This window comes from Collimonas fungivorans (genome assembly GCF_028292705.1).
Lineage (GTDB): Bacteria > Pseudomonadota > Gammaproteobacteria > Burkholderiales > Burkholderiaceae_D > Collimonas > Collimonas fungivorans_B.
In genome coordinates, this window is record NZ_JAQGLV010000053.1 from 1 (window position 1) to 7177 (window position 7177).

A 7177-nucleotide genomic window follows, 5' to 3' on the forward strand; every position below is an offset into this window, starting at 1 on the left:
ATTTCAACAAGGGCGCCGTGGTCAGCCTGCTGCTGCTGTTGCCGGCGCTGATGGCGTTCGCCATCGACTTCACCATACGGCGCAAGCTGCAATCGCAGCTGTCGGCGCGCGCGGTGCCGTTCGTACCCAAACGCCATCGCCTGTTCGACGCCTTGATGTTCAGCTACTGCGGCCTGGTCTGCCTGTTGCTGCTGTCGGTGCTGGGCATGGCGGTGTACACCTCGTTCATCAAGCTCTGGCCCTACAACCTGACGCTGGTGTGGGACCACTATTATTTCGGGCTGATCCAGGACGGCATCCTGGAATCGTATTTCAACAGCCTGCGCCTCGCTGCATATGTAGTCGCCAGCGGCATCGTGCTGATTTTCGGCAGCGCCTACCTGGTTGAAAAGACCCGCGGCATGGAAGCTGCGCGGCCGGTGATCCGCCTGCTGGCCATGCTGCCGATGGGCGTGCCGGGATTGGTGCTGGGCTTGGGTTACATCATGTTTTTCAACCACCCCGACAATCCGCTTAATTTCCTGTACCGCAGCATGGCGATCCTGGTGCTGTCGACGGTAGTGCATTACTTTACCTCCAGCTACCTGACCGCGGTCACCGCCTTGAAAGCCATCGACAACGAGTTCGAAGCGGTGTCTGCTTCGCTCAAGGTGCCCTTCTACAAAACCTTCCTGCGGGTGACGGTGCCGGTCTGCCTGCCGGCGATCCTGGACATCGGCCGCTACCTGTTCATCAACGCCATGACCACCATTTCGGCGGTGGTGTTTCTCTACTCTCCTGACACCACGCTGGCCTCGGTGGCGCTGCTGAACCTGGAAGCCGAGGGCAAGATCGGACCGGCGGCGGCGATGGGAACCCTGATCGTGCTGACGTCTACCATCGTCTGCATCCTGTACGCGCTGACCACGCGCGTGCTGCTGAAGAAGGCGCAAAGCTGGCGCCAGACCTGAACCATTTGAACCGCAACCGAACCCGCACCAGACCAAAGGAAATATCATGAGCCTGCAAAGCCGCGACCCGATTCTTCTGACTCCCGGACCACTGACCACCTCGCTCGCCACCAAGAGCGCCATGCTGCAGGACTGGGGTTCCTGGGATGCCTCGTTCAACGCCATCACCGGCAAGGTGCGCCAGCAACTGCTGGACATCGCCAACGCCCACGAGAGCCATGTCTGCGTGCCGATGCAGGGCAGCGGCACGTTCTCGATAGAAGCCGCGATCAACACCCTGCTGCCGCGCAACGGCCACATGCTGGTGCTGATCAACGGCGCCTACGGCAAGCGCATGGCGAAAATCGTCGAGATGATGGGACGCCAGGTCTCGGTATTCGAAACGGCGGAGGACGTGCCGACCACCGCCGCCGATGTCGAACGCGTGCTGAGCAACGACCGCAGCATCACCCACATCGGCGTGATCCATTGCGAAACCAGCACCGGCATCCTGAATCCGCTGCAAGAAATTGCCGAAGTAGTAGCGCAACACAAGAAGAGCCTGATCATCGACGCCATGAGTTCCTTCGGCGCGCTGGAAATCGACGCCGCCAAGATCAGTTTCGATGCGCTGATCGCCGCCAGCGGCAAATGCATAGAAGGGCCGCCGGGCATGGGTTTTGCGATCGTGCGCAAGAGCGTATTGGAAAAAAGCGCAGGCAATTCACGTTCGCTGTCGCTCGACCTGCACGACCAGTGGGCCTACATGGAAAAAACCACGCAATGGCGCTTCACGCCGCCTACCCACATCGTGGTGGCTTTTCACGCAGCGTTGAACCAGTTCTTCGCAGAAGGCGGCCAGCCGGCAAGGCTTGCGCGCTACACCAAAAACTACGACACCCTGATGGCAGGCATGCGCGAGCTGGGGCTGATCCAGTTTCTGCCGGCAAAAATCCAGGCGCCCATCATCGTCACCATGCACGCGCCGAACAGCGCCAGCTATGAATTCAAGGATTTCTACAACCGGGTGCGCGACAAAGGATTCGTCCTGTATCCGGGCAAGCTGACCCAGGCGGAAACTTTCCGGGTCGGCTGCATAGGTTCTATCGGTGCGGAGGAAATGCGGCAGGCAGTGCATGCGATAGGCGATGCGCTGCGGGAGATGGGAATCAAGGCAAGGAACGCCAGCAATTCTTAAGATAGTGCAACCACCGGATTTTGCAAAGGCAGAATCCGCTCAGCTTATGCGCAACCGTGGCCGCCGGCGTTCTTGGCCGTCATTGGCAGGTCGCGGCCGCCTTCGCGGGTATGACCCGCTGCTTCCAGCCGTTTCAGGTAGTCTTCCCACATCGCTTCCTGGTCACGCCCCAGCTTGTACAGGTAGGCCCAGGTATAGATGCCGCTGACGTGGCCGTCCGAGAAGGTCGGCTTGACGGCGTAATTGCCGACCGGTTCCAGCGCCGCCATTTCGACACTGCGCTTACCGGTTTGCAAAACCTCTTGCCCAGGACCATGGCCGCTGACTTCGGCCGATGGCGAATAGACGCGCATCAGTTCGAACGGCAGCGAAAAAACCGCGCCGTCGTCGAAAGCGACTTCCAGCTTGCACGATTGCTTATGCACTGTGAATGACACCGGGACAGGTGCGGGCGCTGATTGTTTGGAGCCGGTCATGGGTATGTACGAGTTAGATTAAAACTGTTCGGATATCGCCGAGCGCAGCGCGCCCAGCAACGCCTGCCGCTGGACCAGGCTGGCCGGCGACGGCTGCCGCTGGCTTTCGGCCCAGACCGGACTGGGGAAATGCGCATCGTCCGGATAGCGCGGGATCACATGCCAGTGCAGGTGCGGCGTCATGTTGCCGAGGCTGGCCAGGTTGATTTTTTCCGGCTGCATCACGGCACGCACGACAGATTCGACCTTGCACACGGCGGCCATCAGCGTGCTGCGGTCCGCCACCGGCAGATCGGTCATTTCCTTGACATGGTCATGCCAGATAACGCGGCAGAATCCCGGGTACTGCGCATCGTCGACCAGCACCACGCGGAATCTCTCCGCACGGAGGAGAATTTCTCCACCGTCGCCGTTGCACAGTTCGCAATCAGCCGAATGCATAGCCATGGTCACACCAGGATCCGTTCGATGCCGCCGTTGTTGGCGCGTGCAACGTAGTCCGGCAGCCAGTTCTCGCCCAGCAGGTGGCGCGCCATCTCGACCACGATGTAATCGGCGGTAGTGCCGGAATCGTCGTTGTAGCGCGACAAACCCTGCAGGCAGGACGGGCAGGAAGTGAGTATCTTGACGTCGCCCTCAAAACCGTCGGCGCGCAGCTTGTCCGCGCCCTTGTTCATCTCTTCTTCCTTGCGGAAACGGACCTGGGTCGAGACATCCGGACGGCTCACGCCAAAGGTGCCGGACTCGCCGCAGCAACGTTCGTTCTTCTCGATCTTGGTCCCGCTGTCGGTGGTGATCAAGGCATTCACCGTCTTCATCGGATCCTGCAGTTTCATCGGGCTGTGGCAAGGGTCGTGATACATGTAGCGCGTACCGCTGACGCCTTCCAGCTTGAGGTTCTTCTCCAGCAGGTATTCATGGATATCGATGATGCGGCAGCCTGGGAAGATCTTGTCGAACTGGTAGCACTGCAGCTGGTCGTAGCAAGTGCCGCAGGAGACGATCACAGTCTTGATGTCGAGGTAGTTCAGGGTATTCGCCATGCGGTGGAACAGCACGCGGTTGTCGGTGATGATCTTCTCGGCCTTGTCGAAATCGCCCGAGCCGCGCTGCGGATAACCGCAGCAAAGGTAACCCGGCGGCAGCACGGTTTGCACGCCGACCTGCCACAGCATGGCTTGCGTAGCCAGGCCGACTTGCGAGAACAGCCGTTCGGAACCGCAACCCGGGAAATAAAACACGGCTTCGGTATCGGCAGTGGTGCTCTTCGGATCGCGGATGATAGGCACGATCTTGTCGTCTTCGATATCCAGCAAGGCGCGCGCGGTCTTCTTCGGCAGGTTGCCAGGCATCTTCTTGTTGATGAAGTGGATCACCTGTTCCTTGATCGGCGCCTTGCCGACGGTCGCAGGCGGCTTCTTGGTCTGCTTCTTGGCGAATTTCTTCAGTATGTCGTTGCCCAGGCGCTGCGCCTTGAAACCCCAGTCGGTCATGACCTTGCGCGTCATGTTGATGGTGGCAGGATCGGTGGCATTCAAGAAGAACATGGCAGCCGTGGTGCCGGGATTGAACGATTTCTTGTTCATCTTGCGCAGCAGGTTGCGCATGTTCATCGAGACGTCGCCGAAATCGATGTCGACCGGGCATGGCGTGAGGCACTTGTGGCAGACCGTGCAATGGTCGGCCACGTCTTCGAATTCTTCCCAATGCTTGATCGAGATGCCGCGCCTGGTCTGCTCTTCATACAGGAAGGCTTCCACCAGCAGCGAAGTGGCCAGGATCTTGTTGCGCGGCGAGTACAGCAGGTTGGCACGCGGCACGTGGGTGGCGCACACCGGCTTGCATTTGCCGCAGCGCAGGCAGTCCTTGACGCTGTTGGCGATGGCGCCGATATCGCTTTGCTGCATGATCAGCGATTCGTGGCCCATCAGGCCGAACGACGGCGTGTAGGCATTGCTCAGGTCGGCTTCGAAACCGGGCAGGTTCAGCAGCTTGCCCTTGTTGAAGCGACCTTCCGGATCGACCCGCAGCTTGTAGCTGCGGAAATCCTTGATTTCGTCTTCGGTCAGGAATTCCAGCTTGGTGATGCCGATGCCGTGCTCGCCCGAAATCACGCCGTCCAGCGAACGCGCCAGGGTCATGATGCGGGCCACCGCGGCGTGCGCATCCTGCAGCATTTCGTAGTGGTCGGAATTGACCGGCAGGTTGGTATGGACGTTGCCGTCGCCGGCGTGCATGTGCAGAGCGACGAACACGCGGCCGCGCAACACACGCTTGTGGACCGCGCTGCACTCGTCGAGGATCAGCTTGAACGAAGCGCCGTTGAAAATCTGGCGCAGCAAGGCGCGCACTTCCTGCTTCCAGGACACACGCACGGTGCGGTCCTGCACCACGTCGAACACGGTGGCGCCAGGTTGCTGCAGCAGACGCTGCTCGAACACCAGGTCGAGTTTTTCCAGCCCCAATGCAGCCAGTTCGTCTTTCGCATCCTTGAGCGGCTTGTCCAGGTTGGCCAGCAGGTAAGTCCAGCGCGCCTGCACTTCGACCAGCAGCTGCTCGGCCTGGTGCACGCGGTCTTCCAGGATTTCTGTAGCGGGGATGTCGTCGCCGTCGGCGTCGTCGCCCTTGCCCAGCGGCAGATTTCCCTTGAGCAGGAAATCGCGCAGTTCGTCCACCAGTTGCAGCTTGTTCTTCACCGACAGTTCGATATTGATGCGTTCGATGCCGTCGGTGTATTCGCCCATGCGGTTAAGCGGGATCACCACGTCTTCATTGATCTTGAAGGCGTTGGTATGTTTGGCGATGGCGGCCGTGCGGGCGCGGTCCAGCCAGAATTTCTTGCGCGCTTCCGGGCTGACCGCGATAAAACCTTCGCCGACCCGGTTATTCGCCATGCGCACCACTTCCGATGCCGCTTGCGCTACCGCGTTTTCATCGTCGCCGACGATGTCGCCGAACAGGGCCATCTTCGGCAGCACGCCGCGTTTCGATTTGGTGGTGTAGCCGACCGCGCGCAGGTAACGCTCATCCAGATGCTCCAGGCCGGCCAGGATCGCGCCGCCCTTTTTGGTTTCAGCATCGAGGAAATCCTTGATCTCGACGATCGACGGAATCGCATCGCGCGCCTGGCCGAAGAATTCCAGGCAGACAGTGCGCGTGTGCTTCGGCATCTTGTGCAGGATCCAACGTCCGGAGGTGATCAGCCCGTCGCAGCCTTCTTTCTGGATGCCAGGCAAACCCGCCAGGAATTTGTCGGTGACGTCCTTGCCCAGGCCTTCCTTGCGGAATACGCGGCCGGCGATTTCCAGGACCTCAGTCTTGAACGGCTTTTCGCTTGGGCGGCCTTTTTCAGCCGGATGGCGCCATTCCAGCTGGAAGCGCGCCAGCGGCGTGTCGTGGATCTTGCCCAGGTTGTGGTCAAGACGGGTGACGTCGAGCCAGTCGCCGTTCGGATCGACCATGCGCCAGCTGGCCAGGTTGTCCAGCGCGGTGCCCCACAGCACGGCTTTCTTGCCGCCGGCGTTCATGGCGATATTGCCGCCGACGCAGGAGGCTTCGGCCGAAGTAGGATCGACCGCGAACACGAAACCGGCTTTTTCAGCGGCGTCCGAGACGCGTTTGGTGACCACGCCTGCGCCCGAATAAATCGTGGCGTATTCTTTATCGAGCCCCGGCAGCACAGCCATTTCGACTGCGCCCAGATGCTCCAGTTTTTCGGTGTTGATGACCGCCGACAACGGCGTCAGCGGAATCGCGCCGCCGGTGTAGCCGGTGCCGCCGCCGCGCGGGATGATGGTCAGGCCGAGTTCGATGCAGCCCTTGACCAGGCCGGCCATTTCATCTTCGCTGTCAGGCGTGAGCACCACGAACGGATATTCGACGCGCCAGTCGGTGGCGTCGGTCACATGCGAGACGCGCGACAGGCCGTCGAACTTGATGTTGTCCTTGGCGGTGTAGCGGCCCAGGATCTTGTTGGTGCGCTTGCGCAGGTCGTAGGTCTGGCGGAATTCGTCGGAGAAGGCGGCAATCGCCTTGCGCGCCGCGGCCAGCAGCGCTTCGACATTTTCGCTGCGCTTTTTCGCTTCTTCATCGCTGGCGGCATCGCGGCTGACATCGCCCTCGTCGGTGACGATACGGCGTTTGTCGACTTCGCTGAGCCGATGATGCAATGCATCAATCAGAGCCTGGCGGCGCTTTGGATTGTCCAGCATGTCATCTTGCAAATACGGATTGCGCCGCACTACCCAGATATCGCCCAGCACTTCGTACAGCATCCTGGCGGAACGGCCGGTCTGGCGTTTGCTGCGCAGTTCGTCGAGCAGGCGCCAGGAAGCTTCGCCAAGCAGGCGGATCACGATCTCGCGGTCTGAAAACGAGGTGTAGTTATAGGGAATTTCGCGCAAGCGCGTGGGAGTGGCGCCATGTGGCGCGTCTGACAATAATGCCTGGATTTTGACTGGGGCGTTCATTGGTCTATGAAAGTGGACTACTGCGTTGACTGCTGCTACTGAACCCGCATTTTAGCTTATCGCGCTACTTCACGAAGGCAAGATGCCGATTTGTGCAGTGCAAGG

5 protein-coding genes are annotated in these 7177 nt (G+C 60.3%); 2 read left to right on the forward strand and 3 right to left on the reverse strand.

Annotated features, from left to right (window positions below; all coding sequences use genetic code 11):
* Both JWQ61_RS02715 and JWQ61_RS02720 read left to right on the forward strand, forming a co-directional pair.
* The coding region (locus JWQ61_RS02715) for an ABC transporter permease subunit (protein ID WP_304359157.1) at positions 1 to 950 on the forward strand (950 nt) is incomplete at its 5' end.
* Between the two features lie 46 nt (positions 951 to 996).
* Positions 997 to 2127, forward strand: coding sequence for a 2-aminoethylphosphonate--pyruvate transaminase (locus tag JWQ61_RS02720; protein ID WP_304359158.1), 1131 nt, complete (start codon positions 997 to 999; stop codon positions 2125 to 2127).
* A 44-nt stretch (positions 2128 to 2171) separates the two neighbouring features.
* Here the strand turns inward: JWQ61_RS02720 and JWQ61_RS02725 are convergent, their stop codons facing one another.
* Genes JWQ61_RS02725 through JWQ61_RS02735 form a run of 3 tightly spaced genes read right to left on the reverse strand, consistent with a single transcriptional unit; the run spans position 2172 to position 7072 of the window.
* Positions 2172 to 2603: a DUF971 domain-containing protein gene (locus tag JWQ61_RS02725; RefSeq protein WP_304359159.1), complete on the reverse strand. Its 432-nt coding sequence runs from the start codon at positions 2601 to 2603 to the stop codon at positions 2172 to 2174.
* Between the two features lie 18 nt (positions 2604 to 2621).
* On the reverse strand, positions 2622 to 3050 hold the full coding sequence (locus JWQ61_RS02730; RefSeq protein ID WP_304359160.1) for an HIT family protein: 429 nt from the start codon (positions 3048 to 3050) through the stop codon (positions 2622 to 2624).
* A 2-nt stretch (positions 3051 to 3052) separates the two neighbouring features.
* Complete coding sequence (locus tag JWQ61_RS02735; RefSeq protein ID WP_304359161.1) at positions 3053 to 7072, reverse strand: FAD/FMN-binding oxidoreductase; 4020 nt, start codon at positions 7070 to 7072, stop codon at positions 3053 to 3055.
* Between the last annotated feature and the right edge of the window lie 105 nt (positions 7073 to 7177).

Bases quoted from the DNA above. Each gene is read 5' to 3' on its own strand.
- JWQ61_RS02720 (WP_304359158.1), top strand. From the start codon at position 997: ATGAGCCTGCAAAGCCGCGACCCGATTCTTCTGACTCCCGGACCACTG.
- JWQ61_RS02725 (WP_304359159.1), bottom strand. From the start codon at position 2,603: ATGACCGGCTCCAAACAATCAGCGCCCGCACCTGTCCCGGTGTCATTC.
- JWQ61_RS02730 (WP_304359160.1), bottom strand. From the start codon at position 3,050: ATGGCTATGCATTCGGCTGATTGCGAACTGTGCAACGGCGACGGTGGA.
- JWQ61_RS02735 (WP_304359161.1), bottom strand. From the start codon at position 7,072: ATGAACGCCCCAGTCAAAATCCAGGCATTATTGTCAGACGCGCCACAT.